This window comes from Leeuwenhoekiella sp. ZYFB001, from assembly GCF_011784865.1.
GTDB classification, from domain to species: Bacteria; Bacteroidota; Bacteroidia; order Flavobacteriales; family Flavobacteriaceae; genus Leeuwenhoekiella; species Leeuwenhoekiella palythoae.
On record NZ_CP050460.1, the window covers coordinates 476,183 to 500,697 of the forward strand.

Annotated in this window: 21 protein-coding genes; 13 read left to right on the forward strand and 8 right to left on the reverse strand. The window is 38.7% G+C overall.

What is annotated here, in order from left to right:
* Nucleotides 1-46 precede the first annotated feature (46 nt).
* The 3 genes from HCN54_RS02075 to HCN54_RS02085 are packed head-to-tail and all read right to left on the reverse strand — an operon-like array spanning nt 47 to nt 3,389.
* Entirely contained in the window at nt 47-1,123 is a 1,077-nt protein-coding gene (locus HCN54_RS02075; RefSeq protein ID WP_167598815.1) for an ABC transporter permease, read from the reverse strand.
* Nucleotides 1,120-2,832, reverse strand: a complete 1,713-nt coding sequence (locus HCN54_RS02080; RefSeq protein WP_167596329.1) for a BT_3928 family protein — start codon at nt 2,830-2,832, stop codon at nt 1,120-1,122. The genes HCN54_RS02075 and HCN54_RS02080 overlap by 4 nt, the downstream gene beginning before the upstream one ends.
* Nucleotides 2,833-2,837: 5 nt before the next feature.
* On the reverse strand, nt 2,838-3,389 hold the full coding sequence (locus HCN54_RS02085) for a DUF1599 domain-containing protein (RefSeq protein ID WP_167596330.1): 552 nt from the start codon (nt 3,387-3,389) through the stop codon (nt 2,838-2,840).
* Between the two features lie 137 nt (nt 3,390-3,526).
* Here HCN54_RS02085 and folP point away from each other — a divergent pair, with 137 nt between their 5' ends.
* On the forward strand, nt 3,527-4,360 hold the full coding sequence (gene folP / locus HCN54_RS02090; RefSeq protein ID WP_167596331.1) for a dihydropteroate synthase: 834 nt from the start codon (nt 3,527-3,529) through the stop codon (nt 4,358-4,360).
* A 57-nt stretch (nt 4,361-4,417) separates the two neighbouring features.
* Nucleotides 4,418-5,368 carry a calcium/sodium antiporter gene (locus HCN54_RS02095; protein ID WP_167596332.1) on the forward strand — a complete coding sequence of 317 codons (951 nt, stop codon included), beginning with the start codon at nt 4,418-4,420 and terminating at the stop codon, nt 5,366-5,368.
* Between the two features lie 106 nt (nt 5,369-5,474).
* On the opposite strand, the gene HCN54_RS02100 is transcribed toward HCN54_RS02095, so the two are convergent.
* Entirely contained in the window at nt 5,475-6,491 is a 1,017-nt protein-coding gene (locus HCN54_RS02100) for a glutamine synthetase beta-grasp domain-containing protein (protein ID WP_167596333.1), read from the reverse strand.
* A gap of 202 nt (nt 6,492-6,693) precedes the next feature.
* On the opposite strand from HCN54_RS02100, the gene HCN54_RS02105 reads away from it, so the two are divergent.
* The 11 genes from HCN54_RS02105 (at nt 6,694) to HCN54_RS02155 (ending at nt 19,339) form a co-directional block, all read left to right on the forward strand.
* Nucleotides 6,694-8,877 carry a glutamine synthetase III gene (locus HCN54_RS02105; protein WP_167596334.1) on the forward strand — a complete coding sequence of 728 codons (2,184 nt, stop codon included), beginning with the start codon at nt 6,694-6,696 and terminating at the stop codon, nt 8,875-8,877.
* A 402-nt stretch (nt 8,878-9,279) separates the two neighbouring features.
* Nucleotides 9,280-10,803: a hypothetical protein gene (locus HCN54_RS02110; RefSeq protein ID WP_167596335.1), complete on the forward strand. Its 1,524-nt coding sequence runs from the start codon at nt 9,280-9,282 to the stop codon at nt 10,801-10,803.
* A 109-nt stretch (nt 10,804-10,912) separates the two neighbouring features.
* Complete coding sequence (locus HCN54_RS02115) at nt 10,913-11,455, forward strand: hypothetical protein (RefSeq protein WP_167596336.1); 543 nt, start codon at nt 10,913-10,915, stop codon at nt 11,453-11,455.
* A 29-nt stretch (nt 11,456-11,484) separates the two neighbouring features.
* A complete protein-coding gene (locus HCN54_RS02120; RefSeq protein ID WP_167596337.1) occupies nt 11,485-12,255 on the forward strand; it encodes a CsgE family curli-type amyloid fiber assembly protein in 771 nt (256 codons plus the stop codon).
* Between the two features lies 1 nt (nt 12,256).
* On the forward strand, nt 12,257-12,667 hold the full coding sequence (locus tag HCN54_RS02125) for a curli production assembly/transport component CsgF (RefSeq protein ID WP_167596338.1): 411 nt from the start codon (nt 12,257-12,259) through the stop codon (nt 12,665-12,667).
* A 6-nt stretch (nt 12,668-12,673) separates the two neighbouring features.
* A complete protein-coding gene (locus tag HCN54_RS02130; RefSeq protein WP_167596339.1) occupies nt 12,674-14,110 on the forward strand; it encodes a CsgG/HfaB family protein in 1,437 nt (478 codons plus the stop codon).
* A gap of 4 nt (nt 14,111-14,114) precedes the next feature.
* On the forward strand, nt 14,115-15,641 hold the full coding sequence (locus HCN54_RS02135; protein WP_167596340.1) for a carboxypeptidase regulatory-like domain-containing protein: 1,527 nt from the start codon (nt 14,115-14,117) through the stop codon (nt 15,639-15,641).
* Between the two features lie 79 nt (nt 15,642-15,720).
* Nucleotides 15,721-16,899 carry an AIR synthase related protein gene (locus tag HCN54_RS02140; RefSeq protein ID WP_167596341.1) on the forward strand — a complete coding sequence of 393 codons (1,179 nt, stop codon included), beginning with the start codon at nt 15,721-15,723 and terminating at the stop codon, nt 16,897-16,899.
* Nucleotides 16,900-16,924: 25 nt separating this feature from the next.
* Nucleotides 16,925-17,923 carry a DUF3078 domain-containing protein gene (locus tag HCN54_RS02145; RefSeq protein ID WP_072983959.1) on the forward strand — a complete coding sequence of 333 codons (999 nt, stop codon included), beginning with the start codon at nt 16,925-16,927 and terminating at the stop codon, nt 17,921-17,923.
* An 83-nt stretch (nt 17,924-18,006) separates the two neighbouring features.
* On the forward strand, nt 18,007-18,747 hold the full coding sequence (locus HCN54_RS02150) for a hypothetical protein (RefSeq protein WP_167596342.1): 741 nt from the start codon (nt 18,007-18,009) through the stop codon (nt 18,745-18,747).
* Between the two features lie 64 nt (nt 18,748-18,811).
* Nucleotides 18,812-19,339: a hypothetical protein gene (locus tag HCN54_RS02155; protein ID WP_167596343.1), complete on the forward strand. Its 528-nt coding sequence runs from the start codon at nt 18,812-18,814 to the stop codon at nt 19,337-19,339.
* A gap of 86 nt (nt 19,340-19,425) precedes the next feature.
* Here HCN54_RS02155 and rhaM read toward each other — a convergent pair whose 3' ends face one another.
* The 4 genes from rhaM to HCN54_RS02175 form a co-directional block, all read right to left on the reverse strand.
* Entirely contained in the window at nt 19,426-19,746 is a 321-nt protein-coding gene (gene rhaM / locus HCN54_RS02160) for an L-rhamnose mutarotase (RefSeq protein ID WP_167596344.1), read from the reverse strand.
* Between the two features lie 4 nt (nt 19,747-19,750).
* Nucleotides 19,751-21,136 carry a DUF4861 family protein gene (locus HCN54_RS02165; protein ID WP_240924928.1) on the reverse strand — a complete coding sequence of 462 codons (1,386 nt, stop codon included), beginning with the start codon at nt 21,134-21,136 and terminating at the stop codon, nt 19,751-19,753.
* A 38-nt stretch (nt 21,137-21,174) separates the two neighbouring features.
* A complete protein-coding gene (locus tag HCN54_RS02170; RefSeq protein WP_240924929.1) occupies nt 21,175-22,503 on the reverse strand; it encodes a sulfatase-like hydrolase/transferase in 1,329 nt (442 codons plus the stop codon).
* A gap of 250 nt (nt 22,504-22,753) precedes the next feature.
* Nucleotides 22,754-24,514, reverse strand: a complete 1,761-nt coding sequence (locus tag HCN54_RS02175) for a RagB/SusD family nutrient uptake outer membrane protein (protein ID WP_167596346.1) — start codon at nt 24,512-24,514, stop codon at nt 22,754-22,756.
* Nucleotide 24,515: the final 1 nt, after the last annotated feature.

A 24,515-nucleotide genomic window follows, 5' to 3' on the forward strand; every position in this document is an offset into this window, starting at 1 on the left:
TAAAATATAAAATTAGAATTAGTCGGCGTATTCTACAACATTTGACCTATCTAATACGCACTTTGGGATCTAGAATTCCGTAAATAATGTCTACGAGAATGTTGATGAGAATAAAAGTTGTAGCTATTACTAAAACAGCCCCTATAATTATAGGAAGGTCTAAAGTATTCAGCGCGTCTACTACTTCTTTACCAAGTCCATTCCATCCAAAAATATATTCCACAAAGACGGCACCGGCAAGCATCGAAGCAAACCAACCAGAAACAGCGGTAACTACAGGATTTAAAGCGTTTTTAAGCGCGTGACGCCAAACGATTTGACGCTGATTAAGCCCTTTAGCTTTCGCTGTGCGTATGTATTCTTGATTATAAACTTCGAGTAAAGAATTGCGCATCAATTGAATCACGACGGCAAGCGGCCGTATTCCTAAAACGATCGCCGGTAAAATGATGTTTTTAAGTTGAATATGAATGCCCTCGCCAAAATCATCCATCTCATATAGGCTTCCGGTCATATTCAAATTAGTATACTTATTAAGCACAAAACCAAATAACCACGCAAAGAGAATCGCACTAAAAAAACTAGGAACGCTCATACCAAAAGTACTGATCACCTGAATGGTTTTATCAAGCCACGTATCACGCATATTTGCCGAAACGATACCCAGCATAATACCTAAACTGATCGCGATAAAAATAGCGCTCACCGCAAGCACAATGGTATTAGGCAAGGTTTCTGAAATAACCTCAACAACGGTTTTTCCGGTCTTCTGAAAAGACTCTCTCAAGTAGGGCTTTTTTAAAACCAAAGAATGCGTACCAAAATCTACAAGCTTAGTGTACGAGTATTTTTCTGATGCAAGGCTGGTATAGCCGTTTCCGGTATTTTGATGAATAGAAATCGGCGAAAGATCATTTAAATAATAACCGTATTGCGTCAGCACCGGCTGATCAAAACCGTATTTGTGTTTGATGATTGCAAGTTGCTCGGGGTCTTCATTTTGATCAAGCATCATTCTTGCGGGATCACCGGGTAAAACGGTGAATAATAGAAACACTACGGTAATCACCCCAAAGAGTGTGAGTAGTGCATATCCTAATTTATTTAAAATATAAAAAATCAGAGTCTTTTAATTTCAGAAAGTTTGAGGGCTTTAAACTTAGCGTCTTCACCCATTAAATCGGCTACATATTCTTCAATGCTACGCTCAAATCCGGCGGCTTTTCTACGCTCATTAACCATCGCAACATCTTTAATCGGCCAAATGAAAAATCCGTTGGCTGCGGTTATTTGCGCCTGGCTTCCGTAAAGTTGTTCTTTGTTATTCTGCATTAAATACTTGTCTTCAAGAACAGCTACTCTAGATTTAGGAATTTCGCCGGCTTCGGCAGCATTTTTGAACAGCTCAAGATATTGCTCAATCTGAATAGGATTGTGTTCAATAACATCGAGCGCAATGAGATTTGTAGGTTCGCCCACCACAGATTTGCCGGGGTAACCTTGCGTATCAAGAATGTGTTTGACGATTTTAAGATTACTGGTGTCAATCATACGCTGTTTTTTCCATAGGTCACCGGAATAATCTTCAAGGTTTAGACCAGATTTTTCAGCTAATGCTTTGCGTTTTTGCTCATCAGTTTCCTGTAGAATTGGTCGGTATAATTGATCGTAACGCGCGATACTATCCAGACGATGCTTTAACTTCAGATCAAGTGAGGTTTTTGCAGAAGGAAGTGTTTCAAGCTCAATTTCATCAGCATCATTCCAGTGTCTTTTCTGAATAATGGTTCCATTGTGCAACTTTACAATTCCAGGATTACTGCGCACAATAGTTTTTAAGGTAGTAGCATCGGTAAAGTAAAAATCAAAATTGATGTTTTGTTTTTCTTTTAAATCATTAACCGAAGCATCTCCCGAAGCTGTAAGCCCAATAACCGAATATCCTTTTTTGAGCGCTTCGTTGGTAAGCTCTTTAATCACCGGCCAACCATTCCATTCTGTTTTGCTGAGGTCGTAAGCGATGATCACAATAAGGTTTGGAGTGTTTAAGAATTTTTCAGTGAAATTCTCACCGTCTTTCTCAATGGTGAAATCGTGAATCGGAGGCACGTAGCCTTTCTCAACAACTTCAGTTTCTACTGCTACAAACTCTCCGTCACTGCTAGGATATTCCCCTTGTGTTGTAATAATTTTTTCCTCCCCGTTGATGTTGAATTTCCAGTGATAATCAAAAACGGCTTCCAGAGCACCTTCAGGGATGGTCATCCCTTCGCTAATATTTACACCTTCCTTATACGCTCTAAAATCGATTGCCGGTAAATGCATTAAAACATAATATCCAAAACTCAAACAAGCGATAAATGTGGCAAATATGATGATCGATCTGCTAAAGTTTGAGAAAAACGGTTTGATGTGTTTGATGTTGATGAACAGAAAAACAATCATTATCAGCAAAATCACATCTTTAGTGAAGGATTGCCAGGGCGTGAGCGGTAATGCATCGCCAAAGCAACCACAATCTGTCACTTTATTGAAATAAGCCGAATAAAAGGTGAGAAAGGTAAAAAATACGATCATCAGCAGAAGCAACCACATCGTCAAGCGTTTGTAGTAGCCAATGATCAGCGCAACTCCCAGAACGAGTTCTACAATTACTAAAATGATGGCGAGTCCCAATGCAAACGGACTCATAAACTCCATATTTAAAACATCTGGAGCAAAATACTCTTGAAGTTTAAAGGAAAAACCAACAGGGTCGTTGAGTTTGACAAAGCCTGAAATGATAAATAATACGCCAACAAAAACGCGTATAAAGCCGATGAGTTTTTTCAAAATGATCAGTTATTTGAATGAGATTCTTCAATTAAAATAAGTGCAAAAACCGCATAATTGATCATATCTTGATAATTAGCGTCTATGCCTTCAGAAACAAGCGTTTTGCCTTTATTGTCTTCAATTTGCTTTACCCGCAAGAGTTTTTGTAAGATGAGATCTGTAAACGAACTGATGCGCATATCCCGCCAGGCTTCGCCATAATCGTGATTTTTATTCATCATCAAATCTTTAGTGATCTTGATCTGCTTGTCATAAGCTTCAAGCGATTCTTCCAGATTAAGATCTGGCTGGTCAACAACACCTTTATCTAACTGAACCAAAGCCATAATTGAATAATTAATTATGCCAATAAATTCAGAAGATTCATCTTCGTCAACTTTATGAACCGCATTTTCTTGTAAACCGCGTATGCGCTGCGCTTTGATGAAAATTTGATCAGTAAGCGAAGGAAGTCTTAGAATACGCCAAGCGCTTCCGTAGTCGCTCATTTTTTTAGAAAATAAATCCCGACACGTTTTTATGACTGCGTCGTATTGTGCTGAAGTTTGCTCCATTAACTTGTAAATTATTCTAAATAGTATTGAGAGGAATAAAAGATGTACGCTCAAACCTGTGCATTCGCGCAGCGAGGTCATCTAATTTCTGTAAATTTCGCCTAAAATAAGCAATCTAGAAAAACATCCCTCAAATCATGACTAGCATTAACTGTAAAGGAAAACTTATAGATTTTAAAATTCCGAAAGTGATGGGGATTTTAAACGTAACGCCAGATTCATTTTACGATGGCGGAAGTTATAAAAATGAAAAAGATATTCTAGCGCAGGCAGAAAAAATGCTCAACGATGGCGCAACATTTATAGATGTTGGTGCTTACAGTTCGCGCCCCGGAGCTCAGGATATTAGCGTAGACGAGGAGTGTGCACGTCTAATTCCTGTCGTAAACTTATTACTGAATAATTATCCAGATGTTTTATTGTCTATTGACACCTTCAGATCTAAAGTCGCTCAAGAAGCAGTAAACTCCGGAGCTGCCTTGATCAATGATATTAGTGCAGGTTTTCTTGATGAGGCAATGCTTACCACTATTGCCAAACTACAAGTGCCTTATATTATGATGCATATGCGTGGGACGCCACAGACAATGAAGAATCTTACGGAATATGAAGATGTTGTTCACGAAGTAATTTTTTATTTGAGCGAAAGGGTTGCAGCAGCAAGAGCGCTGGGAATTAATGATCTTATTGTAGATCCCGGTTTAGGCTTTGCAAAAACCATAGCGCAGAATTTTGAATTACTAAATGCTACCGAAAAACTGCAAGTTCTTGAGCTACCAATTTTAATAGGCCTATCGCGCAAATCTATGATCACAAAAACATTAGGTGTGGATTCAAATTCAGCCTTAAATGGAACAACTGCCTTAAATATGATCGCGCTACAAAAAAGAGCGTCAATTTTACGTGTGCACGATGTTAAGGAAGCGGTACAAACAGTACGCTTACATCAAGCACTCAAGGGCTCAAATTAAGTTAGCAGCTCTGTTACTAATGGGTTGTTTATATTCGCAGCCACAAAATAAAGTTTGATGAGTATTGTATATGTTTTAATAGGCTTGATGCTGCTAGTAGTGGGAGGGGAGTTTCTTGTTAGAGCTTCCGTGGGGCTATCCTTTAAGCTGAATCTTTCTAAAATGGTTATCGGTTTAACGGTGGTTTCTTTTGCAACCTCTGCACCTGAACTTTTAGTAAGTCTTCAAGCCGCACTAGACGGTTCGCCTGATATCGCCTTAGGCAATGTAATTGGCAGCAATATTGCCAATATAGCACTGGTTTTAGGTCTCACCGCAATCATTTCGACTTTAGGGATAGACAGTGATTTTTTTAAATTTAATTGGCCAGTAATGGTTTTGTTTTCGTTGGGACTTTATTTGGCTTTGGTAAACGATGCCATGATTTCTGCACTAGAAGGGTTTATCTTGTTCTTTGCCTTGATCGCATACCTTGTTTTGCTTATTCGCAGAGCGAAAAATGCCCGGCCAACAGAAGAAGGGCAAAATGATGAGATCGACGCCGGACTCTCTAAAACGTCTTACTTTAAAATTGTGGTATGGCTCCTCATAGGAGGATCGGCATTGTATTTTGGTTCAGAATTGCTGGTAATGGGCGCTAAGGATCTTGCAAAATCAGTTGGTGTGAGTGATTATGCGATTTCGGTAACGGTAATTGCTATTGGTACAAGTGTTCCTGAGCTTGCAGCTTCGATTATAGCTGCGATGAAAAAGGAAAAAGCAATCTCTTTAGGAAACCTTATAGGTTCTAACATTTTTAATATTGCTTCGGTTTTAGGATTAACTTCTATGATCACCCCCATACGCGTGCTCGACGACAGTATTTTAAACAATATGTTTTGGTTATTAGGTTTCGCAGTAGTATTACTTCCGCTAGGCTATCTTCCCTTAAAATTAGAATTAAACCGCTGGAAAGGCTTCATACTTTTTGCAGCGTATTGTGTTTTTATTGGGTTGGCATTTAGTTAAAAACTAGTAACTAAAACAGACGGCATACCACTTCTCAAAGTAGTTTCGTTTTTAAACATAAAAAAGCCCGCAACTTGCGGGCTTTCCTTTCTATTGAAAAAAAGGATTAGATTTTTTTCTCAGCTGTTTTTACAGTCTTAACGATACGACCCGCTACTTTGTATGGGTCTGCGTTAGATGCAGGACGACGATCTTCTAACCATCCTTTGTATCCTTTCTCTACAGTAATAATTGGGATACGGATCGAAGCTCCACGGTCTGAAATTCCGTAAGAGAAATCGTGAATAGAAGCAGTCTCGTGCTGACCAGTCAAACGCTGATCGTTAAACTCACCGTAAACTGCAATATGCTCAGCAGTTACAGGACGGAAAGCTTCACAGATAGTGTCGTATACTTCTTTAGAGCCAGCAGTTCTCAATGTTGTGTTAGAGAAGTTAGCGTGCATACCAGAACCATTCCAGTCACCTTTAATTGGTTTTGGGTGGTACTCAATATAGTAACCATACTCTTCAGTAAGTCTTTGTAATAAGTAACGAGCTACCCAGATTTCATCACCTGCTTTTTTAGCTCCTTTTGCAAAAAGTTGGAATTCCCACTGACCGCTAGCAACCTCTTGGTTGATACCTTCAAAGTTAAGACCAGCGTCGATACAAAGATCTGCGTGCTCCTCAACAAATGCTCTACCGTGTGTGTTTTTACCACCTACAGAGCAATAGTACATACCTTGAGGACCAGGATAACCACCAACAGGGAAACCTAAAGGCAGTTGTGTGTTTTTATCCATAATGAAATATTCTTGTTCAAAACCGAACCAGAAATCATCATCTTCATCATCAATAGTAGCTCTAGCATTTGATTCATGCGGAGTACCATCTGCATTAAGAACCTCAGTCATTACTAAGTATCCATCTCTACGAGCAGGATCTGGATATATTGCAACGGGCTTCAATAAGCAATCAGAAGAGCCTCCTTCGGCTTGTTTTGTTGAAGAACCATCAAAAGACCAAACAGGACAGTCCTCTAACTTCCCGCTAAAATCTTCTTCTACTTTGGTTTTACTTCTAAGATTGGCAGTAGGTGTATAACCGTCCAACCAGAGATACTCTAATTTTGATTTGCCCATAATAAATTGATTTTAAATTTTTTTTGAATTAAACTAGAAACAAATATAACATTTCTTTAATATCTGCATCTTTAAAAAATAGGGGGTGATGCTTCTTATTAACGGAATAAATTTAATAAGCCCCCTAAAAAATAGGGGTGTATTATGAAATCATATATTTTTGTACGTTTGAATTCTGAATTTCATAAAAATTAGCCTTAAAATGGAGACATTGCGATTTTTTGCCCTAAAAGAAAGCCTAAACAGAAAGCCGGTAACGATCCTAGAGACACAAAAGCGCTCTGAGTTGTTTGGTAAACACGTTTTTGGAAAAGATGCGATGCGTCAAGTTTTATCTCAGGATGCTTTTGAAGCGGTTGAAGACGCCATAAACACAGGAGCAAAAATAGATCGTGTAATGGCAGATAGTATTGCTGCCGGGATGAAGCAGTGGGCGTTAGAATTGGGTGCAACCCATTATACGCACTGGTTTCAGCCCTTAACAGGAGCTACGGCAGAAAAACATGATGCGTTTTTTGAACAAACTTCAGAAGGAAGGGCTATCGAGAAATTTGAAGGTGCAAAATTAGTTCAACAAGAACCAGATGCGTCTTCTTTTCCTCACGGTGGAATCAGAAATACCTTTGAAGCTCGCGGATACACCGCTTGGGATCCTACATCGCCGGCATTTATTTTAGATACCACCCTTTGTATTCCTACTGTTTTTGTATCGTATACAGGAGAGGCATTAGATAACAAAACACCTTTGTTAAGAGCGCTCAACTCCATTGATCATCACGCCACAGAGGTTGCTAAATATTTTAATAAAAGTGTTACTAAAGTCACGGCTACTTTAGGCTGGGAACAGGAATATTTTTTGATAGATTCAGCACTGGCAGCTTCTCGCCCTGACATCATGCAAACCGGGAGAGCCTTGCTTGGTCACGCTCCGGCTAAAGGGCAACAATTAGATGACCACTATTTTGGGTCCATTCCGGTACGTGCGCTTAATTTTATGAAAGAACTAGAGCAGCAATGTATGCTTTTAGGAATCCCAGTTAAAACACGGCATAATGAGGTCGCACCAAACCAATTTGAGTTAGCGCCAATTTTTGAGGAAGCCAACCTTGCGGTAGATCATAATTCGCTCATCATGGATTTGATGGACCGTATTGCTAGCCGCCATAATTTAAAAGTACTCTTCCATGAAAAACCGTTCGCCGGAATAAACGGGAGCGGAAAACATAATAACTGGTCTCTGGCAACAGATACCGGAGTCAACTTGTTAAGTCCAGGTACGACTCCGATGAAAAATTTACAGTTTCTTACCTTTTTTATAAATACTATTAAAGCAGTTCAGGAAAACGAAGCATTGCTTAGAGCGTCTGTGGCTTCGGCTTCTAATGATCACAGATTGGGTGCCAATGAGGCACCACCCGCGATTATGTCGGTATTCATAGGAAAACAGTTAACCGCTGTTCTTGACGAATTAGAAAAAGTAACAGATGGAAAATTGTCACCACAAGAAAAAACAGATTTAAAACTCAATGTGGTAGGTAAAATTCCTGAAATTTTGTTGGATAATACAGATAGGAACAGGACATCACCTTTTGCGTTCACCGGAAATAAATTTGAGTTTAGAGCTGTAGGTTCCACTACAAACTGCGCAAGACCCATGGTTGTTTTAAATACAATCGTAGCCAAACAGCTTAAAGATTTTAAAGCAGAAGTAGATAAGCTAATAGATAAGGAGAGCATGAAAAAAGATGATGCGATCTTTAATGTACTGCGCGAGTATATAAAGTCTTCTAAAAAAATAAGGTTTGAAGGTGATGGCTATAGTGCTGAATGGGAAAAGGAGGCCAAGAAGCGAAAACTGAGTAATAATAGAACTACTCCCGAAGCTTTAAAAGTTCAAATAGGAAATCAAGTTTCAAGCCTATTTGAAGAAATGGAAGTGATGAATACCGTTGAGCTTAAAGCGCGTTATGATATTGAATTAGAAGAATATATTAAAAGAATTCAGATTGAAAGTAGAGTTCTAGGCGCCATTGCCGGAAATCATATAATTCCCACAGCGATACGCTATCAAAATCTATTGATCAAAAATGTAAATGGCCTAAAGAATATCTACGAAGCCGACTATCAAGAGTTGGCTCAAGAACAACTAGAGCTTATTCAGAAAATATCGAAATATATTAGTACGATCAATAAAGAAATAAGTTTTATGATCGAAGCAAGAAAAGAGGCTAATGCACTAGATACTAAAGGAAGAGCAGAGGTATACCAGACTAAAGTATTACCATTTTTTGACTCTATACGGTATGCTTCAGATAAACTCGAACTTATGGTTGAAGATAAGTTATGGCCTTTGGCTAAAAACCGTGAACTACTTAATTTAAATTAAGTTGGTGCCAAATTTTTGGTGTATTAGAAGCCTCAGCACTATTAATACTAAGTAAATTAATTGTGAATTTCTTACTTTTTTAGTAGGTTAAATCCTACAAAATATTTTAAGGTAAGATAAAGGGTGTTTTTCCCTTCTCGTATTTAAGAGTAGGCAGGCTCTACGATTTTTATTTACAACGTTTTCGTAAGAGATGAATTTCATCGAAAAGTTACAATCTTCTTAAAATCTGAGCTTTAGATTTTTATAAATTAGCATCGCATTGAGGCTGAAAGAAGTACTTCAGTCTCAACTTCCCCTCAAAATCTCTTTTGGCTAGAGCCCCCTCTCTTTTAGGGTCAAAAGATTGAAATAGTATTTTATTAACCATTCTATATATTATTAATTTAAAACTTTTCAATCATGAAAAAAGTTATGTTAAGCGCAGCAGCGCTAATGTTTGGGGCAGTAGCATTTGCACAAACTAGCACTCAGGCTTCAGAAGCCGATCTAAGGGACACACCAATAACAGTACCGGTGGTTGATCCTACTTCAATTACTACAGCAGATAAACTCCCTGCAGCGGCAGCTACAGCAAACCGAGGTTATACTGAGCAAAATGCAACAATCCCTGGAGCTATGAATGATATCAAGGCCCGTCAAGAAGGTGAGAAAAACTCAATTGTAGGGTATCAAACCGGTGCGGGCAATATGGTATCTATGTCTCAGATGGGAGATGTAAATGGTAATGCGGCTGATAGTGGCGAATCTAATCTAATTTATTCTGAACAAATTGGTCAAAACAATGATGGAAGACTTGAGCAACAAGGCGATTTTAATGAGATTATCTTAGTTCAAGACAATGATAATTCATTTGCAGCTGGCGGTGTGGTAGGTAATAAAGCAGATGTGCAGCAAGGTACTGCTAATCAAGCAGAGAAGAACTTTGCTGCAATTGATCAGTATGGAGATGATAACTCAACTAAAATCTTACAGACTTATGATAACAGTGATGCATTCGTTATTCAGACTGGAGTTGGTAACATGGTTGAGGTTAACCAGTATGCTGACCCAGAAAACAGTAAAGGTCACGAGGCACTAGTTGAACAATTTGGGGATGATAATCAAGCGTTGATTAATCAAAACGCTGATGGAATGAAAGGTCGTAATTACGCTAGAGTTTTCTCTTATGGTAATAATAACAAATCAGAGCAAACTCAAACTACTGATAGTGATACAAAAGGTAACGTAGCTTTAGTGAACCAAGGTGTTGATACCGGAAGTTCAGCTGCTCTTTTTAATACTGCAGAATACGCTGTAGTAACATCAGTTGGTGAAGTTATGAACGGTACACCTAATACACAATCTGACTATAGTGAAGCTATTCAAACCCAGTCTGGTCACGATAACGTAGCGGAGTCTCATCAATTTGGTGCAGGTACTAGCGCTACTAATGGAGATTATTCTAATCAAACTCAAGATGGTAAAGGTAATGAAGCTTATGCGTTTCAAAATGCTTACGGAAGCGCTAGTGGTCGAGGTAATTCTTTACAATCAACACAAACTGGTGACGACAACTACGTAGCTACAGGGCAAAATGGTAGAAATCAAGATGCTACTATTTCTCAAACAGGAGATGATAACTATGCAGTTGCTACACAAAGAGGACGTGGTCATGTGGTAGATATTATGCAAAATGGAGATATGAACGCTGCTGAAACTGCTCAGTACGGGGTTGGAAACTCAATTGTTATAAGCCAAGACGGTGGACACAGTTGGAAGGCAGAGCAAGATGTACCAGGAGCTGCACCTAATGGAGGGAATTCTCTAGATGTTATTCAAGTTGGTCCTAGTACTATTCTTAACAGCGGACTTCAGACTCCTGCGGCTGTTACTAGAGTAGGTCTTACTGCACCTGCAATGGCTCGTGCATCGGGTTCACTTTAAGACTATGAGTATTCGTAGGATGATAAAAACCGCGTAATACAATTCTTGTAAAGGTGGGCATACTTCTAAAAAGTATGTCCACTCTTTATAAATTAAAAAAAGACGCTTTATGAAACCAAAATTCTTTTTTACGGCAATATTGATTCTTCTTATGACATCTGCATATGCTCAAACGTATAAAAATGAAACTAATAGTGATGATCAAAAACAATTAGTAGAAAAAGAACTGGTGTCTGCTCAAATATTAACCAATTTAGGTGTTGGAACTGCTCAAAACGATCGCAATGCAACTCTTAGAGGCAATAGTGTAGTGTTGAGTCAGATTGGCGATTACAATACAGCCGCGATAAATGTAGTTGCTCAGGCCAGTGAAATCAACATAAATCAAGTAGGAGATCAAAACTATGTAGGCTTAGATTATAAGGTTAAAACAGCTATTTCAGAAATTCTTCAAGAAGGTAATCGAAATACGGTTTATGACATTGTCAATAATCGTGATGCAGATATTTCGCTAGATATACAACAACAAGGAAATGATTTAAACTTTCAAAGACTCGGGGTAAATAAACTCACCGAGTCCTTGCAATTTAAGCAAACTGAAGCATCACCGGTATTGATTATACGTAGTGATTCTTTTGGGTTTGTAAACTAGAAAATGTGCTAATTAAACCTATTGTAAAATTGAAAATTATAAGTGTTTATAGTGTTCTTCTTTTTTTTTCATTGGTTAAAACACACGCGCAATTCTATAATAAAGAGGTCGCAGCGTCTATAAGGATAGAGCGAAATAGTGAGTTTTTAAAGTTTTTTGCATTGGCAGAAAATAAATCTCCTGTAGACCGTACCCTAGAATATGATTTTTTAATTTTTAAAACTCAAGCTGACGGCACAGTTTCAAAAGATAATGATAAACAAAGGTTCGTATTAAGTGCGTACGAAAAAAAGGAGCTTCAAACCTTAGTTTTATCTAATGCTGTCTCTAACAAAACAATTATCGTTTTATTAATCTATGATCAAGACGGTAAACCTATAGGTAAAGATAGGATCGAGTTAGAACAAGGTAGTCTATCGAATTTAGACAATTTAAAGGGAAATCTCATAGCCATTTCTTCAGATCAAATAGATCAAGCTGCTCCACAAGATGGTTTTAAACTACAAGGTCTGGTAATACAAAAGTCAATCACAAAAGCGGGCAGAGATTTTTACAAATACTTTTATTCCCTTTTCTACAATAAAGATATAAAGTCTTCCAAGAATATTAGAATTCTTGAGGTTCCGGGTAGATCAAGAACTACTCGCATCTCGGTTAAAATAGATGATTTTGTCGTTTGGCAATTTTTTGCCCAACCTCAGCGCAAATATCTTGAACAGCACGCAAGCATCGCAATTAGTAAGGTTGTAGAGCGATTGCAGATTTTAGAGCAACAGAAGGATAAGTTTATACACTATTAATATGAAAACAATTACTTTTTTAATTCTATTATTTGGAGGAATAACCTTCATGCACGCCCAGCAATTTACTTACAAACCGCTTAACCCGGCTTTTGGAGGGGATACCTTTAACTATAATTGGTTATTGAGTTCGGCTACTGTACAAAATGGTTTAAAAGAAGGTTTGAGTGCTGAAGATCAAAAGTCAGAATTAGAACAATTTGGTGATAATTTGAATAAACAAGTTTTAAGTCAGATTTCAAGAACACTGCTTCAACAACAAATAGAAGGAATTGGTGATTTTACCGAAGAAGGCACATTTACCTATGGAACGCTGGCCGTTGAAGTTTTTGAGAGTGAAGAAGGGTTAGTGATCAATATTCTAGACACTTCTACAGGTGAGCAAACTCAAGTTATAGTCCCAAATCAATAAATCAAGATGAAATTTTACAAAGTCATTACAGCGGTATTTTTAATTACCGCTTTAAATTCTTGCGGAACTTATTTCAACCAACCTTTTGACCAAACCCCGGCACGTTTAGGGGAATACTCTAAGTCTACTCAAAACCTATTAAACTTACCACCGGCCCAAGCTCCTGTGGAAGTGGCAGTTTATAATTTTTCAGATCAAACAGGGCAATATAAAGCGGTTGAGAATGGTAGTACATTTAGTACTGCGGTAACTCAAGGCTCTACGGCGATCTTACTAAAGGCACTTGAAGATAGTGGTTGGTTTATTCCTATAGAGCGAGAAAACCTAAGTAACCTTTCAACAGAGCGCAATATTATTAGAAACACAAAGCAAGAGTATATTAAAAATTTAAACCCCAATGAGCCACCGCTTCCACCACTTAAATATGCTGGTATTTTATTAGAGGGTGGCATTGTGTCGTATGATACTAATATAATTACCGGAGGTGTTGGTGCGCGTTATTTTGGACTTGGAGGTTCGGCAAAGTATAGGCAAGACCGAATCACGGTCTATTTAAGAATGGTCTCTACCAGTAATGGTGAAATATTAAAAACGGTTTATGTTTCTAAAACCATCTTGTCACAAGCGCTAGATGCTAGTTTGTTTCGCTTTGTAAAGTTTCAACGCTTATTAGAAACTGAGATGGGAATCACTCGCAATGAACCCGTTCAATTGGCAGTAAAAGACGCTGTTGAGAAAGCTGTTCACGATTTAATTATAGAAGGAATAGCAGATGGATATTGGTCTGCTAAAGGCGGAAATGCAGTTAATGAAGAATTAGTAACCGCCTACAATGCAGACAAAGAAGTTGCCGAAAGTACTGGATTGTATAATCGTATATTTTTTAAGCAGCAGTATACTAATGCCTTGAACTTCTCTTTAGGTACTACGATGCTTGATGCAGATTATAGTGCTAAGCGTTTTGGGGCTATGATTAAGGCAGGATATACGAAAGCATTGAGTCAAAGTTTCAGTCTAAATTTTAATGCAGCGTATTTAAATTTTAAAACGGGAGATACCTATGATCAAAATTTTGCAAGCGTTGATTTGAATGCCGAATTCAAACTTTTAAAAAATGATAAGTTATCACCTTATTTATTTGCCGGAGGTGGAGTTCTACTGGGCTTTTCTGAAAATGAAGAATCATTAGGTCTAGATGCTGGTCAAACCGATGCAAAAGTTCAATATGGTGCAGGTCTTGAGTATGCTCTATCTTCTAAAATTGGGCTCAAATTATGGGCAGAACATAATGTTACTTTCACCGATAAGGTAGATAACCTTATAAATGGTAAAAGAGATGATCATTACTTGAATTTGGGCGTTGGATTAAAATACTACTTCGATTTTGCTAAAAAGGCAACAATTCAAACTCCAACTGATGCAACTAACCCTGTTAATAATTAGAACAATGAAAAATAATTGTATTTACTTTTTAATTCTAACAGTAGGTCTAATGCTTTCTTGTAGCGAAGATACTATTGAAGAAAATGGTATAGGTTCGCTTGATGGTACTGTGGTTGATGCTGTTTCAAAAACGCCCTTAGCTAATGTGAAAATAGTTACTAATCCTTCATCAAGCACAGTGTTTACAGATGGTGATGGTAATTTTTTGATTGAAGCAGTAAAAACAGGAGAGTATTCTGTTCAAGCAGAGTTGGAAGGCTATACAGATGCTTTTGAAGCGGTGACCATTTTAAGTGAACAACGCAGCAGTGTAAGTTTTGAATTGGTTGTAGGTGGAGATGAAAACAGAGCTCCTAAAGTTCCCGAGTTACTTTCACCAGAAAATGGAGCTTCTGACTTAGAGGCAAAGGTCGAATTTGTTTGGTCATCATCTGCTAATGATACTGATGAAATTGTGTATACCTTACAACTTAGAAATGGAACTACAAATGAAATCCAGAATATAGAAGTTGTTGCTGATACTATGGCAACCGTAGAAAAGTTAAGGTATGGAAGCAATTATTTTTGGCAAGTAACTGCATCTGATGGAGAAAATGAACCTGTACAAAGCGTTTTAGGACAATTTAGTACAACTACAACGCCTGAAAATGATTTTCTATATGTAAGATCTATTAATGGGAATAGCGTGATTTTTTCAGGAGGTAACGATGAAGATGCTGATGATGAAAATACCGGAGAGATTAATTTTAATGAGTTTCAACTTACCTCAGAGACCTATAATAGCTTTAAGCCGCGACGTAATGTAGAAACCTCCAAAATCGCGTTTTTAAGAACTGTCGATGGAGCAACACAACTGCACACCATGAATTTAGATGGTTCAGACATAAAGCAGGTGACTAATGCTATTCCTTTAAATGGATTTCGAGTTAGTGAGCTCAACTATACTTGGGCACAAAACGGAGGAAAACTATACTATCCTAGCTTTGACAAGCTTTATAGCATTAATCCTGATGGTGGAGGTCTTTCTTTAATCTACCAAACTCCTGACGGAAGTTTTATTTCAGAAGTGAGTGCGGCTGCATTTGACGACAATTTAATCGCCTTGAAGACCAATGATAGCAACGGCTATAACGTAAGTGTATATACGGTGCGTTTATCATCAGGAACAATAGAGCAAATGGTTTACCAAAACACTCCGGGTGCTGTAATAGGTATTGACTTAGACGCAAACGGAAGCAGGCTTGTTTATGCTAAGGATACTTCTGGCTCAGAAAACACACAATACCGTCAATTTTCTAGCAGGATCTACATATATAACCTCAATACAAATTCTGAAGCGCTTTTAAATAATGGAGTAACCGAAGGATTGAATGATGTTCAACCTAGTTGGTCGCCTTCAGAGGGAGAAATCATTTTTGCTAGAAAACCGAGTAATCTAAATTCAGAACCTGAGATTTACATTTCATCTCTAAATAATTTCTCAAATGACGACCTTCTCTTTACTAACGCGTCAATGCCAGATTGGGAATAGTAGTAAAAAGCTTTTTTTAAAAACGTCCTGAAATATCAGGACGTTTTTATTTCTTACTTTTGCCAAATAATTAACAATCATGAGTCAAGAGATTTCTAAACGCTACGCTCAGCGTGGTGTTTCTGCCGGAAAGGAAGAAGTGCATAAAGCCATTAAAAATGTTGATAAAGGGTTATTTCCTAAAGCATTTTGTAAAATAGTCCCTGATTATCTGACCGGTAGTGAAGAGCATTGTTTAATTATGCACGCTGATGGTGCCGGGACTAAATCTTCGCTCGCTTATATGTATTGGAAGGAAACCGGCGATCTTTCCGTTTGGAAAGGAATTGCTCAGGATGCGTTAATTATGAATATCGACGATCTTCTGTGCGTGGGCGCTACCGATAATATTTTGCTTTCGTCAACGATTGGCCGAAACAAAAACCTGATCACCGGCGAAGTCATTTCTGCAATTATAAATGGTACCGAAGAATTGATAGCTGACCTTGAAAAGCACGGTGTTTCTATTAAAAGTACCGGTGGGGAAACCGCAGATGTTGGAGATCTCGTGCGCACCATAATCGTAGACTCTACGGTGACGGCGAGAATGAAGAAAGAAGATGTTATTGATAATGCAAATATTAAGCCGGGTGACGTTATCGTAGGTCTGGCTAGTTTTGGTCAGTCTACTTATGAAACCGAGTACAATGGCGGTATGGGAAGTAATGGTCTTACTTCTGCACGTCACGATGTTTTTGAAAACTATTTAGCCGAAAAATTCCCTGAGAGTTTTGATAAAGCTGTACCGGAAGATTTGGTGTACAGTGGCTCTAAAAAACTTACAGATTCCGTTGAAGCGAGTCCGTTAGACGCCGGAAAATTAGTGTTATCTCCAACACGAACTTATGCGCCTGTGATCAAAAAGATTTTAGCTTCCGTAGATAAAAGTTTACTACACGGGATGGTGCATTGCAGTGGTGGAGCGCAGACTAAAATTTTACATTTTGTTGAAAATCTGCACATTATTAAAGACAATCTATTTGAGGTTCCGCCACTATTCAAACTTATTCAAGAAGAAAGCGGTACTGATTGGAAAGAGATGTATCAGGTTTTCAATATGGGACATAGAATGGAATTGTATATAGATCCAAGTCTGGCTCAGGATATTATTGAGATCTCTAAATCCTTCAATATAGATGCTCAGATCGTTGGACGCGTTGAGGCTTCAAATGAGAAGTCACTAACAATTAAATCGCCCTTTGGTACGTTTGAATATTAATAAGTAATCTGTAAAATCAAATGATTTGAAAAGACTTGTATACTTCACTTTATGCTGCGTCATCCTTTTGACAGGTAAAGCTGTTCATGCGCAGCACGTCGCTTTTCCGCTTCCTATTAAAAAGAATTTAGTAAAACGATTAACTGAACAATTAGCTCCAAAACCGGAGACCAATTGGCAAGAATTGAATCGTGTGGGAATTGATTTAAGTGAAGTTGCTTTTGTGAATTGGAATGCCGGTGGTAGTAATTCCATTTCTGGTCTTGCTGAAGTGGTTCTAGAACGTAATTATTCTGATAAAAAGCGCAAATGGCGTAATAAACTTATTACGCGCTACGGAGTAAACAGTCAAGAAGGGCAGGAGTTACGCAAAACGGATGATAATCTAGAGCTTACCTCAGATTTTGGATACCGCCGCGATACCTTATCTAACTGGTACTATTCAGCTAAATTTAGATTTGCTTCTCAATTTACAAATGGATATAAATATCCTGATACCAGCACGCCAATTTCTCAGTTCATGGCTCCGGGCTACATCTTTTTAGGGGTAGGCGGTGAGTATGGGCAACGTTTGGATAATTTATCTATATACGCCTCTCCACTGACCTATAAATCAACTTTTGTGCTTGATCAAGACCTGGCTAACAATGGTGCTTTTGGTGTTGAACCTGCGGTGCGCGATGCTGATGGAAATATTATTAGGGAAGGTTCAAACGTCAATAGCGAATTGGGAATTTTGATACAGAGTTCTTTAAATGCTCAGGTAATGGAGAATATAAACCTGACCAACCTGGTCAATCTTTATACTGATTATCTAAAAAGCTTCGGGAATGTTGATATAGACTGGGAACTCAACTTGAATTTTAAAGTGAATAGTTTTGTGCTGGCTAAAGTGGGATCACATTTAAAATACGATAATGACGTAAAAATTACCGAAACTAACGTTGATGGTGAAGAAGTGGTAATGGGAGCCAGAACTCAGTGGAAACAACAACTGGGGATTGGCGTTGTTGTAGATTTTTAATCCTTATGGTATTTCTAAAACCAATTGGTTAACTTTTACGTAATTATTAGACAACCCCTAATAGTGTTTAATGGTATAAAACTATGACCCCAAAGTATTTATTGAATGATAAAGGCAAGTACTTATCTTTTATAGGTTTGCTTATTGTCATTAACCTCACCGTTATTGCCTTGACCGATCTCGAAACAAGCAGGTTGATACGCCTTGTAAGTATCGGTATTTTTTTTGCGTATTATCTGATCAAGAAAGAACTCCTAAACCTTTGGACGGTTATTGCGTTTTTGTTTTTTATAGGAAGAGATATATTTTTTCAATTCTATGAAGAACCTTGGGGGTACAAATCTTACCTGATCCTCGGAACATTGTGTTATCTGACCATAGTTTTTGAACGGCTTCCTAAAATTTCAGAGATAAATTTTAAACCCGGCGTAGTACTTATTACGCTTATTCTAGTTGCCGCAAATACTTATACGCTTTATGTGATTATGAATATGAGTATGGTAACCTATACCTTTCACGATGGTGTAGAACCCATACTTCTCTATGTTTATGGGGCAGCTATGATGGTTTTGGGTGTTCAGGCGATTGCTTACAATAACAAGTACAACAGCAACCGGTCGTTGTTGTATATCTTTTTTGCTTTTGGCTTTATATTCTCAGACATAGCCGCTTTATTTGCATATTATTTTGAATTTGAGATTTTCTATTTCTTTGATCGATTTTTCTTTTTAGGAGCGATGGCTATGTTGGTGCAGTACGGTCTCAATTATGAGAGTGTAAAAGAAGAATTCTATCAGTATGAGATGATTGATAAGAATCTTTAATACTAAAACATTTCTTAGCGCCGCCAAAGGTAATGCCCGAGGTAGTTTAATTTAATTCATTTTTATGGCTAAAATTTTAGGGATTGGATCACGCGTTAAGCACGCCGATTATGGTGAAGGCGTTGTGACCAATGTTACTTCAGAACTTTACTGGATCACTTTTATTGACAACGGTCTAGAAACGGTTACTATTGATACCGAAATGGAAATCATTGAGGCAGTTGATGATGAGGTAGATACAGTAAGTTTTTATGAGGTCGAAAAGACGTTGCGCAACTTACTGAAGCAGTATTCAGATATTTCTGAGATCGTACCTATAGCTGATAAATACAAAGGCGGCACCCTCACGTTAAGTCCGGCAGATGCAGGTCTGGCAAGTAAAGATATTCCTATTGAAACCTTCTTTCACAAGATCGTAATGGTGCGTGATCGTATTCGAGTGATGGAACAAAAGATCAACAGCAGTAAAAATCTTGACGATCAAGAGAAAATAGATCTTCAGCAATATATAACGCGTATTTACGGTAGTTTGACAACCTTTAATGTACTGTTTAAAAACAGTTCGCAAAACTTTAAAGGCTCTAGTAAATAAGGCCAGTAGCATTTAAAGCAGCTTATCAAAACAAAACCCTGAATATTTACATTCAGGGTTTTATTTTCTATAGGTCTAAACTGGTCTTATTCCTTTTGTAGCTCAAAAACTTCATTTAATGGGGTTTCTACAGGGGAATGGTCTGCGTTGGTTTCCATAATGTCAGCCATATAGGCCCACCATTTCTTTACAATAGGATCCCGCGGAAGTGTTGCAGTGGTATGCCCTTCTTTGAGTTGTTGAAATGCAAAAAGCTTCAGGCTAGATTCATCTAGAAAAATATGATAGGTTTCAATCCCGGAATCGTTTAGAAGTTGTTGCAGTTCCGGCCAGATCAAATCGTGACGGCGTTTATATTCTTTCTCAAAACCGGGTTTGAGTTGCATGGTAAAAGCGTGAACAGGCATAGTATTAGTTTTCTATTTGAATATCGATCTCAGTATATAATTGGTTAGCCAATTGTTCAACATAAGATTTAAAATAAGCAGCATCTTTAAATTTTGGCTCTTGGCTCAACTCCCAACCAGAAACTCCATAATAGGTCACCGGCGTATCGTTGCCTACATTGAGTTCAGCCAAATAGGATTGTGTGAAATTTCCGGTGCTTGGTGCTTCAGAATAATTTTGATAGGCAGCAGCAGGCAGAATCAATGCACTTCCCATAACCCATTTACGATCGTAGGTCAAGCTGTCATGTTGAATAAGCGCAACCCATTTTTCAGATTTTAATTCTTCTACACCATTTTTATTATTAATGTTAGAAAGCCCGATGGCGAGCGTATCGCCTTGCTGTAATCCGGTAACAGAAACCGTATTTTGATAGGCATACATCCCCGGCCATATACTCGTAGTCTCTTCTGCTTGATACGTATTTCCTGCGGTGTTCCAGTTAGTATAGTCAATATGCATGGTTGATTTAACCGCACCTTCTTCAACAATTTTAAAATGGGTTTGTTCTACATTGCTAAGCGTGTCTGTAACCAAAATTCCTAAACGTCTGATGCTGTCCTTTGCGATAATGCCAAATCCACCCAGTCCGGCTGAATTACCTACCGGAAAAACATCGCGGCCCCAAGCTTCCATCGTATGGTAATTGTCAACAACTGCGCCGGCCGAATCCAGACCAACATTTTCCGGAGAAATAGCTGCAGTTTTCTTACCGTAGACGTCTTTAGCATTTCTTCCGTCAAGATAATGTCTAAAGGCAACTTTATCGTTTTCCCAAGTTGGGCCATCGGTTTGATACTTTTGAAAACCTAAAGCTTTCGGCATATCCTGAGCAGAGAGCGTCTCTTCTAATGCAGGTTGTACAGGTTGGTCTTTCGCCTTACGTTTACCAAAACGTATACTTGTTTTTATGTCATATTGAGGAGCTTCTGCAACCCACTCAAGTTGAATTTTTTTAGCTTCTTTTGGCTCAAAATCCAAAACAAAAAATAGATGATCAGCTGTGCCATCTGCATCCAGATCACTCAATTGCGAGGCTATGGTATCTTGATCAAGTGTAAGTAGCGGATAGTTTTTTGAAGCGGTATACTCTAATTTTTCTAGCGCAATGGCAACAGCTTTATCATTAAGCGCTATGTCCTCAGGGTTGGTAAGGCTAATTTGTGTCAGTGTTTTTTCCTTATGCTGTGAGCAGCCGGCCAATCCTAAAATGAGGAAGGCGGTGCTCAGGCATTTTATTGACATAGGCAGCCAGTTGAGGACTTCTAAGTCTACATTGAAATTAAAAATGTGTTTTTTTTGAATACCTCTTGGATTTACCTCTTGATTGGTTGTTTTAAAAATGCTCATACTTTTTTTATTTTAGGCTGAATTTTAGCAGGAATGCTTTAATGTTTAAGCTCAACATTGACTTGCGGAGTATCTTTAGAAAACTCTTCCTTTAAAATTACTTTTAATTCATCAACTTTCTTAGGGTGTTCTAAAGCTATATTTTGGGTTTCTGATGGGTCTGTTTCAATATCATACAATTCAAAATCGGCTTGACCCTCTAGGTGGCGCGTTCTAATCAGTTTAAACGGCGGAACAATCAAAGATTCTTGCAAATGACCTCGAGTGTAAATAGGCTTTTTGCGTGCACTTGCTGATGTAGTTAGTAATTTTTCGATCGATTCCCCTTCCACCGAAGGCGGTATTGCTGTGGCCTGCGCCCATTGTAAAAAGGTTGGCATCCAGTCTGAAACATTAATATAATTTGAAGACGAACCTTTGGCATTTAGTTTCGGCCAAGAAAAAATTGCAGGAACACGAAGGGCTCCTTCATAATTAGAGGTTTTAAAATCCCTCAACGGTAGATTACTGCCCAGAGCATAATTAGGACCATACTTACCCTCATATTGAGTGGTAGGAATCCATTGTTCTTGAGCTCCGTTATCGCTTATAAAAAGAATGATGGTATTTTCAGCTCTTTGAGTTTGCTTTAATTTCTGCAGCACTTTGCCAATGCCGTGATCCATATGACTCATCGCAGCGGCATAAGCGCGTCGTGAACTGTCTGCAATTGTACTGTACTGTTCTAACCATTCATGAGGTTCCTGCAACGGAATATGTGGTGCGCTGTATGCCAACTGCAGGTAAAAGTTTTTTTCGGGATTTAGAGTGTCTAAATAATGTATCGCGCCGGCTGTAAGTAAATCTGTTACGTGCCCTTCTTCGGTGATGAATTTTCCATTTTTATACCAGGTGCTGTCGCCATTTTTATATGTATGCGCATACTGATCTAGTTGACCGTGTAAAAATCCGTAGGAGAAATCAAACCCATAGGCTTCGGGACCACTTTCGGGTTTTAAGCCTAAATGCCATTTACCCATTAATGCTGTGTTGTAGTTAAGCGCACCAAGCGCCTGAGGTAAGGTTATAATGCTATCCGGTAGATTGAGTTCACTGCGACCACTTATAGGAGCTACGATGCCCATTCTGCTTGCCGGACGCCCGGTTAAGAAACTTGCGCGAGCAGGGGAACAGGTGGGGTAGGTGTAGTAACGTTCTAAAAGAAGTCCTTGCGCGGCCAGACTGTCTAAAGTAGGCGTTTTGATTTCTGAACCGTGAATCCCTAAATCATTCCAGCCGGCGTCATCAGCGATAATGACTAAAAAGTTCGGTTTATCAGTGGAAACTTCAGATTTAGTACTCTGATTTTCCTTGCAAGAAACACTCACTAAAATGGACACTATGCAAGAAAAGAATAAAAAGAAAATTGATGAGAATCTTGGCATACGCGGTAATGAATAGTGTTTAATTAAAGGAAGCTATTCAAAGTTAGCGATCAAGCTAAGGTATTCTATCCTGTTCTCTCCTGTGTGTTTGCAGAGATTCACAAACTGCTGTAAAACAACAATGCCGCGGTGTTACCCGCAGCATTATCGTCTCAAAATTAGAATTAAATCTAAACACAAACAAAATCGTTAGTTACTCTTCATCGTTCCATACAAAAGGGAGGTACCAGTTTTCTTGAGACATTAATTTGGTACGTACGGCAGAAGCTTCTGCATTGCCTTGCGCATTCAGTTTAGCATAGATCTTATCAGCTAAAAATGCAGGATCGTTACGATGTATTGCTACGCGCACTAAGTCCCCCCAGCGATTGCCTTCAAAAGCAAGTTCGAGCGCAGCTTCTTCAATTAAATTATTTTCTATGGAAATCAAGCTGTCCCCATACACCGGCGCACGCTCGAGATAGGCTCTACCTCGCAGACCACCGTTGCGATACCAATTTCCTCTGTAGAATGGGAAATCACCTTGTCGCGCATCAAAATTATAAGGAAACGGAAGATTAGTCTGTTCTATATCTGTCACATCTTCAACACCTTCAACGGTATATTCATTTTGTAAGCCATAGTTCAGTAAAGCATCAGCGAGACGGTGTTGCCCATCGCGGTTTGCCGCTTCAGCATAACGTAAATGCAATTTTGCCGCACGGTACAGAAACCATCTGCCATCGCGTTGAAATACATCTACCGGCAATTGACTTACCGGGTTTAAGTAGTTATACAAATACTTCATGATAACCGGATCGCCGTTAATCATAGAGTAAGAGAACTTAGAACCGCGGGCATCATAAGGAAACCCGTTAAGCTGCGTTTGATCTTCCCACAAATTCATCGCTTCTTGAGACGGCTTGAGTAGGTAGTTGCCATTCTGATTAGAAAATAAATTGATGAACGGATTTTCAGGCGCAAAGCTGGAGTCAAAGGGTAGTGACCAGATCCACTCGGTGTTCCATAAGGCATCTGGCTCTCTAGAAAACATAGAACGCCAACCTTGCGTATTATTATTGATCAGCGCCTGAGCATCTTGCTCGCGGTAACGTATATAACCTACAGCTAAGTCATTATTGCTTGCGATCTCAGCATATTTTACGCGGTATACATCATAGCGTTCAGAGTCGCTACCACTGTCTGAGGCGGTTTCTAAAACCACTTTGTAGTGCGATGCTGCCTGCACATAATTACCTCGCCATAGATGTAAATCACCCAGCAAACATTCTTTATTGATGAAAAATTTCCCGGTGTTATACCCATCAACATCTATGAGTAACGTACTGTTAGCACTGTAAGTATCTGTATAAGGCAAGCCTTCGGTGAATGTGATGAGCTCATTTAATAATTCCTCAAATTGAATGCGTGGATATTGATTGAGGTTACGAATATCGTTTAGGTTCTCGACCGGCTCCGTGATGTAAGGCACCTGACCGTAGTGAATTCCTAATTGTAAGTATAACCAACTTCTTAAAGTTCCTATATCTGAGTAGCGCTCATTATATTCATTACTGTCTAATCTGTTATCAGCGCGCATAAGATCAAAATTCTTCAGCGCATCGTTACAATTGTTGATTACCTCATAGAAATCTTTCGGGCTTGCGTATGGGTTTTCTGCGGTTACGCTATGTTCGCTAAGTTGCGTGTAAAATGGACCAGCATTATAGGTGGGGCTTACTAAATCTGCACGCAATTCGTTAAGAACAACGTATTTTTCTGCAAGTCCCATAAACTTTCCATAGATACCCACCACAGCGGCATCTGCGTCAAAAACATCACGATAAACCTGATCTTGATTCAGTTGGTCCTGAGGTTCCACATCTAGATATTCTTGACAAGAACCTAATCCTAAGAGCAATGCAAGAGCCCCAAGCTTTAGCGTATATTTTGTATTTGTAAATAGTTTCATCATC